The sequence below is a fragment of the Anabaenopsis tanganyikae CS-531 genome, from assembly GCF_029891675.1.
In the GTDB taxonomy this organism is placed as follows: Bacteria; Cyanobacteriota; Cyanobacteriia; order Cyanobacteriales; family Nostocaceae; genus Anabaenopsis; species Anabaenopsis arnoldii.
Map to the genome: position 1 here is coordinate 1 of NZ_JANQDF010000071.1, position 18,358 is coordinate 18,358.

General features: G+C 40.2%; 17 protein-coding genes. 13 read left to right on the forward strand and 4 right to left on the reverse strand.

Annotated features, from left to right (window positions below; genetic code table 11):
• From NWP22_RS07280 to NWP22_RS07295, 4 genes are all read left to right on the forward strand, one after another.
• Nucleotides 1–123 (forward strand): DUF4351 domain-containing protein (locus NWP22_RS07280; protein ID WP_271731874.1); only part of this gene is annotated, 123 nt, incomplete at its 5' end.
• A gap of 111 nt (nucleotides 124–234) precedes the next feature.
• Nucleotides 235–1,068: an ABC transporter permease gene (locus NWP22_RS07285; protein WP_280801681.1), complete on the forward strand. Its 834-nt coding sequence runs from the start codon at nucleotides 235–237 to the stop codon at nucleotides 1,066–1,068.
• A gap of 159 nt (nucleotides 1,069–1,227) precedes the next feature.
• Complete coding sequence (locus NWP22_RS07290; RefSeq protein ID WP_280801682.1) at nucleotides 1,228–2,484, forward strand: ABC transporter ATP-binding protein; 1,257 nt, start codon at nucleotides 1,228–1,230, stop codon at nucleotides 2,482–2,484.
• Between the two features lie 511 nt (nucleotides 2,485–2,995).
• Complete coding sequence (locus NWP22_RS07295; RefSeq protein WP_280801683.1) at nucleotides 2,996–6,256, forward strand: DUF4214 domain-containing protein; 3,261 nt, start codon at nucleotides 2,996–2,998, stop codon at nucleotides 6,254–6,256.
• 341 nt (nucleotides 6,257–6,597) lie between these two features.
• Here NWP22_RS07295 and NWP22_RS07300 read toward each other — a convergent pair whose 3' ends face one another.
• A complete protein-coding gene (locus NWP22_RS07300) occupies nucleotides 6,598–6,852 on the reverse strand; it encodes a hypothetical protein (RefSeq protein WP_280801684.1) in 255 nt (84 codons plus the stop codon).
• A 157-nt stretch (nucleotides 6,853–7,009) separates the two neighbouring features.
• Between NWP22_RS07300 and NWP22_RS07305 the strand changes: the two genes are divergently transcribed.
• From NWP22_RS07305 to NWP22_RS07325, 5 genes are all read left to right on the forward strand, one after another.
• Nucleotides 7,010–8,422: a methyltransferase domain-containing protein gene (locus NWP22_RS07305; RefSeq protein WP_280801685.1), complete on the forward strand. Its 1,413-nt coding sequence runs from the start codon at nucleotides 7,010–7,012 to the stop codon at nucleotides 8,420–8,422.
• Nucleotides 8,415–9,449, forward strand: a complete 1,035-nt coding sequence (locus NWP22_RS07310) for a glycosyltransferase family 4 protein (protein ID WP_280801686.1) — start codon at nucleotides 8,415–8,417, stop codon at nucleotides 9,447–9,449. Before NWP22_RS07305 ends, NWP22_RS07310 begins: the two co-directional genes overlap by 8 nt.
• 267 nt (nucleotides 9,450–9,716) lie before the next feature.
• Nucleotides 9,717–11,507, forward strand: a complete 1,791-nt coding sequence (locus NWP22_RS07315) for a glycosyltransferase (protein WP_280801687.1) — start codon at nucleotides 9,717–9,719, stop codon at nucleotides 11,505–11,507.
• Between the two features lie 5 nt (nucleotides 11,508–11,512).
• Nucleotides 11,513–12,547 carry an FkbM family methyltransferase gene (locus tag NWP22_RS07320; protein ID WP_280801688.1) on the forward strand — a complete coding sequence of 345 codons (1,035 nt, stop codon included), beginning with the start codon at nucleotides 11,513–11,515 and terminating at the stop codon, nucleotides 12,545–12,547.
• 125 nt (nucleotides 12,548–12,672) lie between these two features.
• The gene (locus NWP22_RS07325) at nucleotides 12,673–13,833 is read left to right on the forward strand and encodes a glycosyltransferase family 4 protein (protein WP_280801689.1); all 1,161 of its coding nucleotides are present in this window, start codon (nucleotides 12,673–12,675) and stop codon (nucleotides 13,831–13,833) included.
• An 80-nt stretch (nucleotides 13,834–13,913) separates the two neighbouring features.
• Here the strand turns inward: NWP22_RS07325 and NWP22_RS07330 are convergent, their stop codons facing one another.
• The 3 genes from NWP22_RS07330 to NWP22_RS07340 are packed head-to-tail and all read right to left on the reverse strand — an operon-like array spanning nucleotide 13,914 to nucleotide 14,645.
• Nucleotides 13,914–14,237, reverse strand: coding sequence for a YlcI/YnfO family protein (locus tag NWP22_RS07330; protein WP_271731853.1), 324 nt, complete (start codon nucleotides 14,235–14,237; stop codon nucleotides 13,914–13,916).
• 1 nt (nucleotide 14,238) lies between these two features.
• Nucleotides 14,239–14,490 (reverse strand): PIN domain-containing protein, encoded by a 252-nt coding sequence (locus tag NWP22_RS07335; protein WP_271731851.1) that lies wholly within the window; start codon nucleotides 14,488–14,490, stop codon nucleotides 14,239–14,241.
• Nucleotides 14,487–14,645, reverse strand: a complete 159-nt coding sequence (locus tag NWP22_RS07340; RefSeq protein ID WP_271731849.1) for a hypothetical protein — start codon at nucleotides 14,643–14,645, stop codon at nucleotides 14,487–14,489. The genes NWP22_RS07335 and NWP22_RS07340 overlap by 4 nt, the downstream gene beginning before the upstream one ends.
• Between NWP22_RS07340 and rfbC the strand changes: the two genes are divergently transcribed.
• The 4 genes from rfbC to NWP22_RS07360 are packed head-to-tail and all read left to right on the forward strand — an operon-like array spanning nucleotide 14,629 to nucleotide 18,123.
• The gene (gene rfbC / locus NWP22_RS07345; RefSeq protein ID WP_271731847.1) at nucleotides 14,629–15,174 is read left to right on the forward strand and encodes a dTDP-4-dehydrorhamnose 3,5-epimerase; all 546 of its coding nucleotides are present in this window, start codon (nucleotides 14,629–14,631) and stop codon (nucleotides 15,172–15,174) included. The genes NWP22_RS07340 and rfbC overlap by 17 nt on opposite strands.
• The gene (rfbD, locus tag NWP22_RS07350) at nucleotides 15,167–16,060 is read left to right on the forward strand and encodes a dTDP-4-dehydrorhamnose reductase (RefSeq protein WP_271731846.1); all 894 of its coding nucleotides are present in this window, start codon (nucleotides 15,167–15,169) and stop codon (nucleotides 16,058–16,060) included. Before rfbC ends, rfbD begins: the two co-directional genes overlap by 8 nt.
• Entirely contained in the window at nucleotides 16,057–17,133 is a 1,077-nt protein-coding gene (locus tag NWP22_RS07355) for a glucose-1-phosphate thymidylyltransferase (RefSeq protein ID WP_271731845.1), read from the forward strand. The genes rfbD and NWP22_RS07355 overlap by 4 nt, the downstream gene beginning before the upstream one ends.
• A gap of 15 nt (nucleotides 17,134–17,148) precedes the next feature.
• The gene (locus NWP22_RS07360) at nucleotides 17,149–18,123 is read left to right on the forward strand and encodes a GDP-mannose 4,6-dehydratase (protein ID WP_271731844.1); all 975 of its coding nucleotides are present in this window, start codon (nucleotides 17,149–17,151) and stop codon (nucleotides 18,121–18,123) included.
• The last annotated feature ends 235 nt before the right edge of the window (nucleotides 18,124–18,358 follow it).

Sequence of the window (18,358 nt, forward strand, 5' to 3'; positions counted from 1 at the left end):
TCCCCCCAGTGTGGATCACAGATACAGGGGTTATCTTTATCACAGATTGAGGCTTTGGGTGAGGACTTGTTAGACTTTACCACTGTGGCTGATTTGCAAATATGGTTACAGTCTCATCTGTAGTTTATTATTAGTCAGATAACCGATTTCTGATCAAAATCGGTTATCTTGGGCAGTATAATCAGAAAGCGCTATTAGTAATCAGTTATGAGTAAGGATTAATTAGTGGGAATTATGGGATACCCAGGGAAGCTGAGGAGTATACTGCCAATAAATCAGCAGTTAAGGGCTAAGTTGGATTTACTCAGAACCCTAGTCAGGCGAGATTTAGAAGCGCGGTATAAGGGGTCAATCCTGGGGAATTTGTGGCCATTGGTAAATCAGCTTTCACAGTTACTGATTTATACTTACGTATTTGCCATTGTCCTGAGAGTCAAGTTAAGCCTGACGAGTCTCCCCGAAAATAATTTTACCTTCGGATTGTGGTTATTTGCGGGTTTGCTTCCCTGGATTGCTTTTTCTGGGGGACTCATCCAGTCCGCTGGTTGCGTGGTAGGACAACCAAATTTAGTTAAAAAGGTGGTTTTTCCCCTAGCTTTGTTACCCTTGGTGCCAATTTTATCTACCTTTATTGAAAGTTCTTTTGGTTTGATGGCGTTGATTGTATTTGTGGCTATCCAAACTCACACATTACATACTACCCTGGCGCTGTTACCTTTGGTTTGGTTAACCCAATTACTTTTAACCACGGGTTTGGGTTATTTAGCTGCGGGGTTGACGGTTTTTTTGCGTGATGTTCCCCAAACCCTGGGGGTAGTTTTAAATATCTGGTTGTATTTAACACCAATTATTTATCCTGCTTCAGCAATTCCCGATGGTTGGCGCAATTGGGTATTTTGGTTAAATCCCCTCACGTCCATCGCCGAGGTATATCGTGATTTAATTTTAGTGGGAGAGGTGCAACATTGGGGAGAATGGGGGGTTGCTAGTATAGTCGCCTTGATTATATTTGGTTTTGGGTTTACCGTTTATAAAAAGCTGCGTCCGGCTTTTGCTGATGTCCTGTAGCAAAGTTTTTACTAATATATCCTTTCTGTGTGTCTAATGAAGCACACACCAATTCCCTATTCCCTATTCCCTATTCCCTATTCCCTGTTCCCTGTTCCCTGTTCCCTCAAACTAAAAAACTTTGTACCTTACGACCATGGAAAATAATATAAGATAGATATGGGTGAGGAAATTGCCATTTCACTAAAGAACATCTCCAAGTCTTACAAGCGTTATCCTCGTCCAGTAGATAAGCTCAAGGAAATTTTACTACCCAATAAAAACTACGCCCAGGAATTTTGGGCGCTCCGGGATATTAACTTACAGGTTCCCCAGGGGGAAACCTTAGGAATTATTGGTCAAAATGGTTCTGGTAAAAGCACACTTTTACAAATTATCGCCGGAACCCTCACCCCAACTACAGGTGAAGTATTTGTTAATGGTAGGGTATCCGCCCTCCTTGAACTAGGTAGCGGGTTTAACCCAGAGTTTACTGGGAGACAAAACGTATTTTTTAACGGTCAAATTTTAGGCTTAAGTCGAGAAGAAATAACAGCTAAATTTGATGATATAGCAGCTTTTGCGGAAATTGGGGATTTTATCGAGCATCCTGTCAAGACTTATTCTAGTGGGATGGTGGTCAGGTTGGCTTTTGCGGTAGTCGCTCATACAGAACCGAGTATTTTGATAGTAGATGAAGCTTTAGCTGTGGGGGATGCAAAGTTTCAAGCTCGCTGTATGAAGCGAATTCGTCAACTCAAAGAACAGGGGGTAACTATATTATTTGTTTCCCATGATGCCAGTAGTGTGAAAATGTTATGTCATAGCGCTATGTTGATGAATTCTGGCAGAATGCTAGAAATAGGTACTCCTAATGATATAGTTAACCATTATATTGCCCTGTTAAGCACAGATGATCAGCCGGAAACCGAAACGAGAATCACCCAAAGCGCCCAATTAATTGACCAGCCTGATGATAAGAGTCCAAATAATCACTATGATGGTTTAAGTAGGCATGGTAATCAGCTAGCAGTCATTCAAGAGGTAACTATTCTGGATGACCAGGGTGAAGCAGTCACCAAATTAGAGACGGGTAAGAGTTTTGAAATTAGTATATTAATCCTAGCTCAAGGGGAGCTTTCTGATTTAGTTGTTGGTATATCCTTAAGAAATCTCATGGGTTTAGTAATTTATGGTACTAACACCCACTTACAGCAGGTTAAATTACCGGATATTCCACAAAATCAACAATTACAAGTTGTGTTTCAAGTTCCCTGCTTAATGAATAAGGGGGTTTATACGATTACTGTGGGTATACATTCCGAAACAGGCGTAAGTTATGACTGGGTGGATGAACTGGTAGTTTTTGAAGTCCATAACGGTACTTCCTGTGATGGCTTGATAGATTTAAAATCTTGTATTAGGTTCAATCTTTAGGTAATTTTTATCTTAGGTAACAGGTAACAGGTAACGCCGGAAGGATTGGGGAACACACAAAAAACAATAAAATCCAGTCACCTTTCCCTGACAAGGGGAGGGTTAGGGAGGGGTCACATAATAGTTGATACACTAATCATGACTGATCAAACATCCTCTTAGAATTCACATTAATATGTGAAATCTCTATTCTGCCTAGGTTTCGGGCATTTTTAACCCCTGACCATGGGCATAGGCATATGATCACGAGTCTTAAATTAATATACACCTTTAGGTAGATGACAACAAAAAGCCAAATTAAACATCTATCTAAAAGTAGATGACAAAAACAAGAGGAAATGCTATATCATAATTTGTGGCATAATGTTACACTCTGGCAACTTTTGAACCAAAGAAGTGTAAAATTGATAGCCAAATAATATGTATGTAACAGAACTTGCAGTCAATTTTCTGTTACAATCAGTGTGGTGTTGCGTTGTATCCAACCTTGAAGGAGTGAAAATCCCAAGTTATGACAGTCGAAAATATCAATAACATCCAAAGCCTCTATGTTGCCCTCCTTGGTAGAGGAGCAGAACCAGAAGCTTTTGCATTTTGGACGAGGCGGTTAAATCTCGGTCTATCTCCTCTCACAACCTTGGCCACAGAACTGACTAATTCACCAGCAGTACAAGCAAGAATTGCTGATTTTACACCCGGTGAATTTATTGAGTTTATCTACAGCAACGCCTTTGGTCGGGTAGCAGATTCAGGTGGTAAGGCTTATTGGGTCGAGAGGTTAGGCGCATCACCCACCGTAGATACACAAGCTCAAGTAGTCCGTGATATTATTGCTTCAGCCGGAACTGCTGATAGAGAAGTTTTAAATCGTCGAGTTGAAACTGCTAAGAATGATACCCATCGCTCACTTGTGCAATCCCTTTATGTGACATTGCTGGGTAGAGCCGCAGATGCAGGGGGTCAGGCTTTTTGGGTTTCTCAGCTGAATGAAGGTATATCTATCGCTGATATCACCGCCAGTATTATCGGTTCAGAAGAGGCGCAACAAAGATATACCGGGTTGATTAACCGTGATTTTGTGGAGTTAATCTACAGTAATGCTTTCGGACGCGATGCAGACGAGGGAGGTAGGAATTTTTGGGTTGAAAGAATCAACAATTCCTCCAGAGCGCAAGTTGTTCTAGAAATATTAGAGGCTGCTGCTCCCGATAGTCGAGATCGGGAGGTTTTGAACAATAAGGTAGCCGTTGCTCAAGGTCTGACTGATAACTTCCAAACACCCTTTACCCTGACCACCAGCCCTAATGAAAATCTTGTAGGTACTAGTGGTAATGACGTGTTCATTGGGGACAATGGGAATCAATTTTTCGCCACTATTCAAGTAGGGGACAGGATTGATGGTGGACCTGGTGGTAGAGATATTTTAAAGTATTATAACGCTAATAGCGTTTTGCCCACTCTCCGAGGTGTTGAAAACGTTGAATTAATCAACGCTCTAGGAAATATTGACTTTAGCCCTCTGGCTGGTTCAGGTTTGGAAAGAGTTACTGTCAAGTTTAATCCGTTTGGTGGTTTGAACGTCGCCGGACTGCGGGATGTTGAACTTGGTATTGATAATGTCACCAATAGGCCTATCACTGGTAACTTTGGTAATGGAACGGTTGCGGCTGTTTCCATGACTGATTCTTCAACAAACCTGACAATAGAAGGTAATCGGGTCGAGACTGTTAACCTGAGGTCGGAAAGTGAATTTGACGATGGGGTGAATACAATTACTGGTGGAGGACTAGCAAACAATGGAAACCCAGCAGATATAACCCTCAGAAACATCAATATTAGCGGGGATGCAAGGCTAGAAGTTACCAACGGAATTACCTTAAACCCCACTGCACAGACAACTGTTAATGCCTCTGCTAACAGTGGCGGTGTAGAATTAACCTTTAATAACGGTAGGGTTAACTTCACAGGTAGTTCCGGTGATGACACTATTGGGTTTGTGCTTGCCAACTTTGATACTCAGGACAGAGTTGATGGTGGTAATGGTACAGATACATTAGTATTGAGGAGTGATGCTGCTGTTGTTATGAACAACACCAACCCTCCTTTACTCAATGCTGTTAACGCAGCTCAGAATATTAACATCTTGCGCTTGCAAGGAAATCTAAATGTTAACGTACCTACTGTAACAGTAGACGCTAGCAGAATTACTGCTGTTAACAGATATGAGTTTGCCGCTAACACGGTTGACCTCAGCAATGCTGCTGCTGCTGATAGCTTCACCCTAGATGGTACAGGGAGATTAAACCTCCAAGGAGCAGCACAAGCAAGTGTTGATTTGACTTTAGAAAACGTACCTTTAGTAAACGTACCTAATGCGGGTTTAACCCCTACTCTGAATTTAACCTCTGACAGATTTAATAATGCTACTGTTGCCGGTAGAAATGTTATTACCAGACTAGTATCTGATGTTGATGGATTAACAATTAACGTTTTAACAAGTCCAACAGGGCTTGATGCTCTGGGAACTCAAGAGAGAGCTTTAACCATCGGGGGAATTGAGCTTCCAGAAGATGCTGAAGACGGTGTTACTATTGATGCTAGAAACTTCACTGCGGATTTGAATGCCACTGGTACTGCCTTAGATGACACATTCATATTCAATGCAGGGCGATTCTTTGGGCGCAACGGAACTTTCCAAGGTGGCGACGGAACAGATACCTTAGAACTTATACAAGGTCCAGCTATTAACATTCTGGCTGATTTGACACCTACAGGTAATGCTCAACTACCCACTAATGTTGCTGTCATCAATAACCGTGCTCAAGGTATTGAAATCCTGCGCTTGAATGGAACTACATTGACCGCAGATGCTGGGCAAATCACCGGTATTAACCGCTTTGAATTTGTAACTCCAGCAGCTCCAGCAGGTAATGTTACCCTCAGAGGTGCTGATCAAAATGATCGAATTAGCTTAGATAATACAGGGACATTAACCCTTCAAGGAGCACAGCAACGGGTTAACTTAACCTTAGATCAAAACATCGCAGCTCTGACTTTAGTCTCTGACCGGAATAATAATACCAGTGTAAGCACCACTCCCAATCGAATTGATACCCTAGAATATGGTAACGAGGGGTTAACTATCAATGTTATCGGATCAGGAAGAGCGGCAGATGGAGTTGGAGATGGAAATCAGGACAGAAACCTGTTCATAGCAGCCCCCACACTGCCAGAAGATGCTCGCCAAGGTATCACAATTGATGGGTCTGGTGTTGGTGGACCCGCCTATACTGGACAGTTAACAGTTACTGGTACTGCTCTTAATGACATCTTAACAGGTGGTACTGGTAATGACACTTTTAGAAGTAGCGCTGATGCCGATACTTTAACAGGTGGTGGTGGTAATGACACCTTCATTTATACATCTGCTGCTCACTCGAATAGAGTAACTTTTGATAGTATTACTGGCTTTACGGAAGCAATCCCAGGAGTAGGAGGAGCTGCAGCAACACGACAAGACCAGATTGACCTGAGAGCATTAAACTTTACTGTAGCTGACTTTGAAGGACTAGTTGCCCCTGCGGGTGCGAATTTGGCGGATGCTGCAAATAATGCAGCCACTCTCATAGGTGCTGATAGGTTTGGTTACTTTAATTTGGGAGGTAACACTTTCATCCTGGCTACTAATCAAACACCTGATCTCACAGATGATTTATTCATTCAACTCAATGGTAACTTGCCTCTAAGTACAGCAGATTTCATTCTTGCGTAGATGAATAGGAACATACCTTTTTCATAAGTTTTTCTAGGGCATAATCAACTTATGCCCTTTTTTTTGTCAGAATTAGTACTCATATCCCCGACTTCTCACCATGATCTTGTCAGGTAGTGATAAATTTTCGTAGAAGTCGGGGATATTGCCCAGCAGAGTCAACATCCGCGGTCAACACCCATCGCCGCGATCTGCTTGCAGCAGCGCTTCGCTATCGCCCCTACCACAAAGTGCGATCGACCACCCCGCCAGGGGTTAGAAACCCCTGTCTAATAGCTTAAGTCGGATCAATCCGACTGAGTGTTAAACACTCATATCCCCGACTTCTGACTATAATCTTGTCAGGTAGTGATAAATTTTGGTAGAAGTCGGGGATATTGCCCAGCAGAGTCAACATCCGCGGTCAACACCCATCGCCGCGATCTGCTTGCAGCCAGCCGCGCTTCGCTATCGCCCCTACCACAAAGGTGAGGGGTTAAGAGCAGCGATCGCCTACCCCTATAAGCAGTGGATCTGAAGGCAAAATTAAAATCTATGTTTTTTAGTTTTCCATGGCGATCGCGATCGGTGAGAATATTATAGTTAACTGCTGCCAAAAATTACCCAAAATTGCTGAAATTTTCCCCAGAAATGATACATTTAAACCACAGCTATCTTTAAGGGAGAGCTAGAACTAGTTTTTTTTGTAAACCATGTTAGTCACTGTTCATGTGATGATAGGATACATCTTAATTTAGTTAGATATGTTGAGCGATGATCGGAGAAAACAATCCCGAAATTAACGTTGATGAATTAATGGCCAAGATCCGCAATGAGGTGGCTAAACGCAAGGGTCAACCTCATCGAGTCATCAAATCATCTGACCCAGATACAAGTAATCTGACATTACACCTGAGTTATATTGAATCTTTCCTCAAAAATGCTGAGGATAGGGCATATACTCGCACCAAGTGGCCTGATAAACTCAACCGCTTTCCTTTTAATCTGAGCAAAAAGTTACAAAAAGCCACCTTAAAATTATTAAATTTTCTCTTCAAAGACCAAAGAGAAATAAATTTTAATTTGCTCCAAGCTCTCAGAGAATCTGTAGTTATCAACCAACAACTAATAGCAGAAATCTCCAGCTTAAAAACACAGATTAATGAAAATTTACAAACAGTAGATACCCAACTACAAACCACCCATGAGCGCCTACAGACAGTAGATACCCAACTACAAACCACCCATGAGCGCCTACAAACAGTAGATACTCAACTACAAACCACCCATGAGCGCCTACAGACAGTAGATACTCAACTACAAACCACCCATGAGCGCCTACAGACAGTAGATACCCAACTACAAACCAGCCATGAGAATTATATCAGAAATGACAGCTATGTCAAGAATGACCTCATGCAGCAGCAGCGGTTAATAGGATTATTTTTAGAGGAAGCACGGCGACGATTACCCGCACCTTTTGATCAAGAACAGCTACAAACCTTTGTCAATGAAGATGAGCATTTGTTAGATGCTTTCTATGTGGCTTTTGAAGATTATTTCCGGGGTAGCCGTGAAGATATATTAAATAGATTAAAAGTATATTTACCTCTGATTGCGCAAGCTAATATTGGCACACCAGAAGCACCTATTTTAGATATAGGCTGTGGGCGGGGTGAATGGTTAGAATTACTCAGGGACTCTGGATATATATCTAAAGGTATAGATATCAATAGAGTGATGATAGAGCAATGTCAAGCCAGAGCTTTGGATGTTATAGCCGCAGATGTGATCGATTATTTACAAACTTTACCAGAAAACAGTTTGGGTGCAGTCACAGGATTTCATATTATTGAGCATTTACCCTTTAAAGTATTGATGCGGTTATTTGCAGAAACAGTCAGGGTGCTGAAACCCCTGGGGTTAGTAATTTTTGAAACCCCCAATCCTGAGAACATTTTAGTAGGTAGCAATAATTTTTATTTAGATCCCACCCATCACCACCCATTACCTAGCGCCACAATTCAGTTGATCGCTGAAATATCTGGTTTATGTAATATCCAAGTGATGAAATTACATCCATATCCAGAGAATCAACAAGTTAAAGGTGAAGATTTAGCCCAACGCTTTAATCATTACTTTTATGGTTGCCAAGATTATGCAATTGTAGGTTATAAACATGAGTAGCTACAAAATTGCAGTTGTAGTACCACGTATGATCGGTGGGGAAACTGGAGGCGCAGAAAGGTTTTTTACAGGTCTTGTCAATTCCCTCAATACCACAACTACATCTGCAGATATGGTTGAGGTCTTAATTGATGAATCTAGCTTTGAAACCATACAAGAATCATATTTACGTTGCTATGATTTAGACCTCTCTGCTTATGATGGGGTAATTTCTACCAAAGCTCCTACTTTTTTGCTGCGTCATCCTAATCATATATGCTATTTGGTTCATACAATCAGAGTATTTTATGATATGTTTGAGCAGGAATTTGGTAGGGGGAATCAAGTTTTAACAACTCAAAGAGAAACTATTCAACAACTAGACACAGGAGCCTTACGACCTCCAAGAACTCAAAAAGTTTTTACTATTGGTAACGAAGTTAGTCAAAGACTAATGCAGTGGAACGGTGTAAAGAGTGAAGTTTTACATCCAGCACTAGTATTAAACAATTTCAGCAGGGGGAAATATGACCATATATTTTTACCAGGAAGGCTACACCGCTGGAAGCGCGTAGATTTAGTGATTAAAGCAATGGCTCACCTCCGGTACCCCATTAGCCTCAAAATTGCCGGTACGGGAGAACAGGATCAAGAATTACGCACACTCAGTGAGACAGATAAGCGGATAGAATTTTTGGGTCGAGTTTCCGATGAAGAACTGTTGAACTTATATGCTAATGCTTTAGTAGTACCATTTGTACCCATCAGAGAAGATTATGGCTATGTAACTTTAGAGGCTTTTTCTCATTTTAAACCAGTGATTACTTGCCAAGATTCTGGAGAATCTTTACAGTTTGTTAAGGACGGTATAAATGGTTTAGTGGTTCCGCCTAAACCCAAGGAAATCGCTAGAGCCATAGAATACTTCATTAAAAACCCAGAACAAGCTAAAATCATGGGCGATCGGGGCAAAGTTGCAATTAGTCACATTAACTGGTCAAATATATCTCAGAGGTTATTAAGTGTTTTGCAAAATAACAATGAATAATAAAAGTTAATCAAAATGACGCAAAAACAAATTTTCCGAGTGACTGTTTTAGATATGCAACCCATTGATCCACCTATTGGGGGTGGGAGACTGCGCCTACTAGGACTATATCACGGCATGGGTGACTGTGTTCCTACTACATATATTGGGTCCTATGACTGGGAGGGAGAAAAATATCGACATCATCGGTTGAGTAAAAATTTAGAGGAAATTGATATTCCTTTGAGTGAGCAACACTTTGTTGAATGTGCTAAATTGCAGTCCCGGTTGGGTGGTAAAACAATTATAGATTCTTGCTTTAATTTGCTGGGGCATTATTCTAGTGAATTTGTCGAAACAGCAAAAAGCAAAGTCACTGAATCAGATATTGTAATTTTCTCTCATCCCTGGGTTTACCCATTAGTCAAGGATTCCTTACAACACCCTCCCCAGCTTGTCGTTTACGATTCTCAGAATGTGGAAGGTTTATTAAGAACGAGTTTATTAGATGATGGTGGGTTAGGAACTGAAATTGCTCAAAATGTAGTTACCATAGAATATGCTCTGTGTCATAACTGCGATTTAATTCTGGCTTGTTCCCAGGAAGATAGAGAATTATTTAATAAATTATATAATATTCCCTTTAGTAAAATAGCCATTGTTCCCAATGGTGTATTTACAGATAAAATTCCCTATGTAAGTGGTAGTCAGAAAAAAATAGCCAAGAAGAAATTAAATTTAGGAGATACTCCAGTGGCTATTTTTATGGGTAGCTCTTATCTACCTAACGTTGAAGCAGCCAGGTTTATTATTGATGAATTAGCTCCAGCTTTACCTAATATACAGTTTGCCATCTGCGGCGGTGTCTGTGATCAATTCAGCAACGGCGAACTAAAAAAAAGAAATATTAGTAATGTTATTCTCACAGGGTTTTTAAAGGAAAGTGAAAAACTTAACTATTTAGCTGCATCTGATCTGGCGATTAACCCTATGTTTTCGGGTTCAGGTACAAATATCAAGATGTTTGACTTTATGGCTGCTGGGTTACCTGTCATTTCAACACCAATTGGTGCTAGGGGTATTTTTCAAGGTTCAGAAACAGCCATCCATATTTGCACAGCAGAAGATTTTAGGAGTACTATCCCAGTAATTATTCAAGATAAAGCGTATAGCGATGTTTTGGGTAAAGCAGCCAGAAGTTTAGTAGAAAGAAAGTATTCTTGGCAAAGAATCTCCCATGATTTAGGTTTTTTGCTTCATAGAACTAGGTTAAATATAAGTAAAAATATTCCCTTTTTTAGTGTCATTGTTCCTACCTATGAAAGACATGATAAATTAGCAAAATTATTAGAGCTACTACAAAATCAGACATACAAAGAATTTGAAATTATTATAGTTGACCAAAGTAGAACATCATGGAAAGAAAAAGACAATTATTCTAATTTAGACATTGTTTATATCCATACTAATATTAAAGGAGCAGTAATAGCTAGAAATACAGCAGCTTACTACGCTAGAGGAAAAATTATAGCTTTCACTGATGATGATTGTCAACCTAGGTCGGATTGGCTGATAAATAGCATAAAATACTTTGAATGTCAGGATGTAGTTGGCGTAGAAGGACTGATTATTTCTGATAAAGTTAACGATATAAATTACCGTCCTGTAACAAATTTAGGATTTGAAGGAATCGGGTTTATGACAGCAAATTTACTAGTTAGACGCGAAGTATTTATGGCTGTTGATGGATTTGATGAACGTTTTGATAATCCACATTTTCGTGAAGATACTGATTTAGCTTGGAGAATTGCCCAGTATGGTAAAATTCCTTTCGCTCATGATGTTTGTGTTTTTCACCCTCCTCATCTCCGCACTAATAAAGGTGAAAGTCTGGAAGAAAGAAACCGATTTTTTGAGAAAGATGTTTTATTGATGCAAAAACACCCAGAAAGATATCGAGAACTGTTTTTAAGTGAGTCTCACTACAAAAATACTCCGGGTTTTCGGGAAAACTTCCTCAGAGGGATGAAAAAATATAACGTAAAAGTTGATGATTTTTATTTGAATTTTTTAGGATGAGCACTATGAACCAATTTATCAAAGATATTCAAAACATTCTTAAGACATTGAGAAATAAAACCGCAAGATTATACGCTCATCCTTTACATATTAAACTTGATGAGATTCTGCAAAAATATGATACTATCCAATTTGGTAAAGAAATTAATCCTATAGATGCTTTCTTCGCATATAGATTATTACTTGGACGTAATCCATCTCTATTGAAGGAATTACCAGACTTACTCTCTCTTGAGAAGGTAACCTTGAGGGAATTTTTAAACAATTTGATAGGATCTGAAGAGTTTTCTAAATCACCAGGATTTTTACCTCCGAATAAAATACTGCTTTCAGAAATAGAAAATTTTCGTTTCTGGTTTAACAGTAGCGATAGAGAAATGGGCGTAGTCATGGCTTTAGGATATTATGAGCCATTTTCGGTAGAATTAATCAAAAAAATCGTCAAGCCAGGAATGATTTGTATTGACGCTGGCGCCCAAACAGGATTTTACACTTGCTTGATGGCTTCTATCGGTGCAGAGGTTCATGCCTTTGAACCAATGGAAAAAAGTTATGATTTATTGGTAAAAAATATTCAGGAAAATAATTTTCAAGAGAGAGTAAAAACTTACAAAATTGCCTGTTCAGATAGTAATAAACTATTATCTGGTTCAATAGTATCTAATATGTACGTTAATACTGAGATAAATCTGGGGGAGAAAATCACAATTCAGGCTGCGGCTGTAGATGATATTTTAACTTCTCAAGTCGATATCATCAAAATTGACATAGAAGGTCATGAGCCCCAGGCACTGGATGGGATGAAGAATATAATTAATAATTATAAACCCATCATTTTTTCAGAAATTAATGAATATTGGTTGCAACAATGTTCAGGAATCAATGCAAGCCAATATGTGAATATTCTTAATAATTTAAATTATCAAGTTTTTGCAATTCATGATTTAAACAATGCTTTACAACCCGAAACGCTCAAACTTGAGATTCTCGAAACTATGGATATTATTGCTTTCCATAATGACAGAGAGATGAAATGGTGACGAAGTGATCGATTAATTTCTGATAAATGAGTGCTGTTTCAATGTTTTTGAATTGAATGGTTAAAATACAGTGATTTTAGTAGTTTGGCAAAAATGACCGATTAAGATAAAATTTGATAATTTTCATGGTGAAAATCCTCATTGATGCTACCCCAGTAGAACCCCAACCGAGTGGGATTGGGTTTTATGTAGCTAATTTAATATCTGCTCTGAGTGCAATACAAACAGCAGATAATTTTGAGTTAGGAATAGTTTATCAACCAGGTTTAAAAAATTGGTTACGGGGTGATTTGCGCCTTCCTGATGCTTTGAAACATTACCCCCATGGTCATGTATTCCCCTTACCTGTAAGACTATCAAATTTACTCTTAGCTTCAGAGTTTAAACCTGGTTTATCTTACTGGGAAAAATATTTTGACTCTCCAGATATCTTACATGGTACTAATTACTCAGTCTATCCTTGTCAAAATAGCCTCAAGGTAATGAATATATATGATTTGACATTTATCAAATATCCTCAGTATGTAGATGCAGTAGTCAAAACATATACAGAAAGAGTACGGCGCTGTTTACAGTGGACAGATTTAGTATTAACAATTTCCGAAAGCTCTAAACAAGATATTATCGAATATTTGCACGTAGCACCAGAAAAAATTTATGTAACTCCCTTAGCTAGTCGCTATCATCCATCCTTCTTAGAACCAGCAAATATTCAAGAATTAGAAACAAAAATTAAATATGATTTTTCTCAACCTTATATTTTGTTTGTCAGCACCATAGAACCCAGAAAAAACATTGAAAACATCATTACTGCATTTAATTTATTAAACCAAAAATATCAAATTCCTCATCAATTAGTCTTAATAGGTAAAAAAGGATGGAACTACAAGCCAATATTTGCAGCGATTGAAAATTCACCTTGGCAAAACAAAATTCACCATTTAGAATACCTCAATAACCAATTAGTAGGATTATTTTACTCCCAAGCTGATGTATTTGTTTATCCATCCCATTATGAAGGATTCGGTTTACCTGTCTTAGAAGCAATGACTTTAGGCGCACCTGTGGTCACTGCTAACACTTCCTCCCTCCCAGAAGTTGCAGGAGATGCAGCTATATTCATTGACCCCAATGACCCCATGCAATTAGCTACAGGGATTTTAGAAGTAATTAGTAATTCTGATTTACGCCAACAATTAATTAATAAAGGTCGAGACAGAGCCAAATTATTTTCCTGGGAAATAACAGCAAAACAAACATTAAAGGCTTATAGGAGTATTATTTGATCAATATCCCAAGAATTAAAGTCATAAGAGTAGCGATCGCCTGTGGGATAGTTGTCAGCCAAAAATTCTGTGCTCAAAATCTAGGCTTTGCTCGCTATCTTCTGTCGGAGTTTAGAGATAATATCGGCGCTTAGTTCATTTTCTGGTTCTACCACTTCCCTTGTGTCTAGTGAGAGTTTTACCTCTTCGGGGGTCGCCTGACCCAAATCATTGAGCAGTTTTTGGAATGAAATACTCTGCTGTTCAACGGTCTGAGCGGAAACGGGTTCAACGACATAATTTTGGGAAACTTGTCGTGTTAGGGCATAGACGATGTATTGATTTAGGGATACGCCCTCTTGGGAGGCTTGATAACTGAGTTGTTGATGGAGGCTTTCGGGTAAGCGTAGGGTGAGACGGCTCATTTTATTGATCTCCTGTCAGTTTCAGAATGAGTTCGACGGGGGACAGAACAGTTAAACCTAGGAACTGTTTTGCCCATAGTTTGCGGGTCAAAACATCTTGGTACTCATAGGCGATCGCTGTGGAAATATGAACGATAAATAATTCTCCTAACCAAGCTTCGATGATCAGCCCTGATGCGCCCCCCTGTTTGGTTAAGCCTTCTAAAACGATGTTGGTGTCGATAACCAGATGTAATGGGGCTTGCTCTGTCATGACACTACTATAGCACTGCATTCGGTGTCATTAACTGATATCTGGCGATCGCCAAAAATCTTTTGCATAATGGGGTTAAGAGTTAGAGAAATATTATGTGCTAAATTACTAGTGCTAACATCGGTATAAGCAACACCTGTGAAAGTTACACCCACTGAAATTCCTGAGGTTCATCTCATCGAACCGCAAGTATTTGCTGACTCGCGGGGTTTTTTCTGGGAATCATACAATCAGCAAAAATTTACTGAGCAATTAGGTATTACTGTCAACTTCGTCCAAGATAACCATTCTGGTTCCCAGCAGAACGTCCTGCGGGGACTGCACTATCAAATTATTCAACCCCAAGGTAAATTAGTCCGCGCTGTGGTGGGTACCATCTTTGATGTCGCTGTAGATATTAGAAAAAGTTCCCCCACCTGCGGAAAATGGGTAGGTTATGAACTCAGCGCGGAGAATAAACACCAAATGTGGATACCACCGGGCTTTGCTCACGGTTTTCTCGTGCTGTCAGCAACGGCAGAAGTTATATATAAAACTACAGATTATTACTGTCCTCAAGGCGATCGCACCATTAGCTGGGATGATCCAGATTTAGGGATTGACTGGCCTATCAAAGCTAAACCTATTTTATCAGATAAAGATACTCAAGGTCAAGCATTTAGAACAGCACAAATCTATGAATAAATCAATCTTACTACTGGGTAGTAAAGGTCAAGTTGGTCAAGAAATCGAAAACATTCTTGCACCCCATCACAAAATTATTCCCCTAGCACGTCCCAACATTGATTTAACTCAAACCGATCGCTTGGCGCAAATTATTAGAGATATCCAACCCCAAATCATTATTAACGCCGCCGCTTACACTGCTGTAGACAAAGCCGAAACCGAACCGGAATTAGCCACAGCCATCAATGCAACAGCGCCGGAAATTATCGCCACAGAAAGCAAAAAACTGGGTTGTTTCCTGATTCACCTGTCTACAGATTATGTCTTTGATGGTCAACAAACTCGCCCATATCAAGAAAATGATCTAACTAACCCCCTAAATATTTACGGTCAAACCAAACTAGCGGGGGAAAGAGCAATTCAACAAACCCACCCCCATCATATTATCCTGCGGACAGCTTGGGTTTATGGCAGTTTTGGTAAAAGTAACTTTGTCAAAACCATGCTGCGACTGGGTAAAGAACGCCCAGAAATTGGTGTAGTTACAGACCAAATTGGTAGTCCCACATGGGCGCGAGATATTGCGCAGGCGATCGCCCAGATCATACCCCAGTGCACACCAAAAATTGCCGGCACTTACCACTATACCAATAGTGGCGTGATTAGCTGGTATGATTTCGCCCTCGCAATTTTTGCAGAAGCCCAACAACTAGGTTTTCCCATCACACCACCCAAAGTCATCCCCATCACCACCGCCGAATATCCCACCTTAGCCCGTCGCCCAGCTTATCCTGTCCTAGCTTGTGGGAAAATATCAGAAGTTTTAGGGACTTACCCGCCCCATTGGCGACAAAGACTCAGACTCATGCTCACAGACTGGCGCTCTCAATCCAAATCACTATGAAAGCACTGATTCTCTCTGGCGGTAAAGGTACACGCCTACGCCCACTCACTTATACAGGTGCAAAACAACTCGTACCCGTTGCCAACAGACCCATTTTATGGTATGGCATTCAAGAAATGGTTGCCGCGGGTATCACTGATATTGGTATCATTATCAGCCCTGAAACCGGAGCAGAAGTAAAAAATAAAACCGGAGATGGTCAACGTTTTGGCGCTAACATCACCTATATTTTACAAGACCAACCCGCCGGATTAGCTCATGCGGTCAAAGTCGCCCGTACCTTTCTAGCAGATTCACCCTTTATCATGTACTTGGGTGACAACCTCATTCAACCAGGAGACTTAAGTTACTTTCTACAAAAATTTACGCAACAACAACCAGAAGCATTAATTCTACTGCGGGAAGTTGTCAACCCTAGTGCTTTTGGTGTTGCTAAAGTAGACCACACAGGGCAAGTATTAGAACTAATTGAAAAACCCAAAGTTCCCCCATCAAATTTAGCATTAGTCGGGGTTTATTTCTTTTCCCCCATTATTCATGACGCGATTAATCGCATCCAACCATCAAACAGAGGCGAATTAGAAATCACCGATGCGATTCAATGTTTAATTGACCACAAAAAACAAGTCATAGCCTGTAACCTAGATGGTTGGTGGCTAGATACTGGGAAAAAAGATGATTTACTAGAAGCTAACCGTTTAATTCTCGATACTTATTTAAAAGCATCTAATTTAGGTGACGTTGACAGCAAAAGTCAGATTATTGGGCGAGTAGAAATTGGGACTAATTCCCAAATTATTAACTGTACAATTCGCGGACCAGTAGTGATTGGCAAGAATTGCTATTTAGAAAACTGCTTTATTGGCCCCTATAGCAGCATTGCTGATCACACCAAGCTCATTGATACTGATTTGGAGCATAGTGTAATTTTAGAAGGTGCTAAAATTATCGGCATTAATCAGCGTATCATTGATAGCGTCATTGGACAACGCGCCCAATTAACAGTTGCGCCTCGTCGTCCTAAAGCCTTACGGTTTTTGATTGGTGATGATTCTCAAATTGAACTCATATAATTTACTTTATTAACAATGACTACCAAAAAAGCCCTCATCACCGGACTCACTGGACAAGATGGTTCCTATCTGGCCGAAATTCTCTTAACCAAAGGTTATCAAGTATTCGGACTAGTCCGTCGTTCCAGCACCAGCAACCTAGAACGTATTAGCCACCTGGGAGATAATGTAGAGATTGTCTCCGGTGACCTCCTCGATCAATCTTCCTTAATGGATGTAATTACCGATTCACAACCAGATGAGATTTACAACCTTGCATCTCAAAGCTACGTCCCCCTTTCTTGGACTCAACCAGCTTTGACAGCTGAATATACAGCTTTAGGAGTTTCCCGTATCTTAGAATCTATTCGCCGCTGCAAACCAGATGTAAGATTTTACCAAGCCTCTAGCAGTGAAGTTTTTGGTCAACCTGATGAGTCACCCCAAACCGAACGCACCGCTTTTCGTCCCCGTAACCCCTACGGTGTGGCCAAAGCTTACGCCCACTGGATGACTGTTAACTATCGGCAAAAATACGACCTTTACGCCTGTTGTGGTATTACTTATACTCACGAATCACCACGACGGGGTACAGAATTTGTATTTCGTAAAATTACCCACGCCGTCGCCCAAATTAAACTGGGTTTGGCAAATGAACTAAAATTAGGTAATTTAGATGCCCGTCGTGATTGGTGCTACGCTAAAGATGCTGTTTATGCCATGTGGTTGATGTTGCAGCAACAACAGCCGGAAGATTATATTATTGCCAGTGGTGAAACTCATTCTGTGAGAGAATTAGTCGAATCTGCTTTTAACAGCGTTGGTCTCAATTGGCAAGATCATGTGACAGTTGACCCCGCTTTTTACCGTCCTGATGAACCAGTGCAGTTAGTTGGTGCTGTGGATAAAATTAAAACTGAGTTAGGTTGGCAACCTGAATATAATTTCACACAACTGGTAGAATTAATGGTTGATTATGACCTGAAAAAATTGCGGGATAGCCTCGATTAACAGCATCATGTATTGGGTTGATGAACCACAGATGAACATAATCTGTAGGTGTTTATCCTCACCTATCCTAAGAGGTTGTTTTAAAAGGTATGATTAGTTTATCAAATATTGTTTTCCCCCCACCCTCCCCATTCCCTTCACAAGGGAATGGGACTTGATTTTGTTTCTTCGGGTGTGTTCTCTAATCCCTAATCCCTGTTCCCTAATCCCTGTTCCCTGTTCCCTGTTCCCTGTT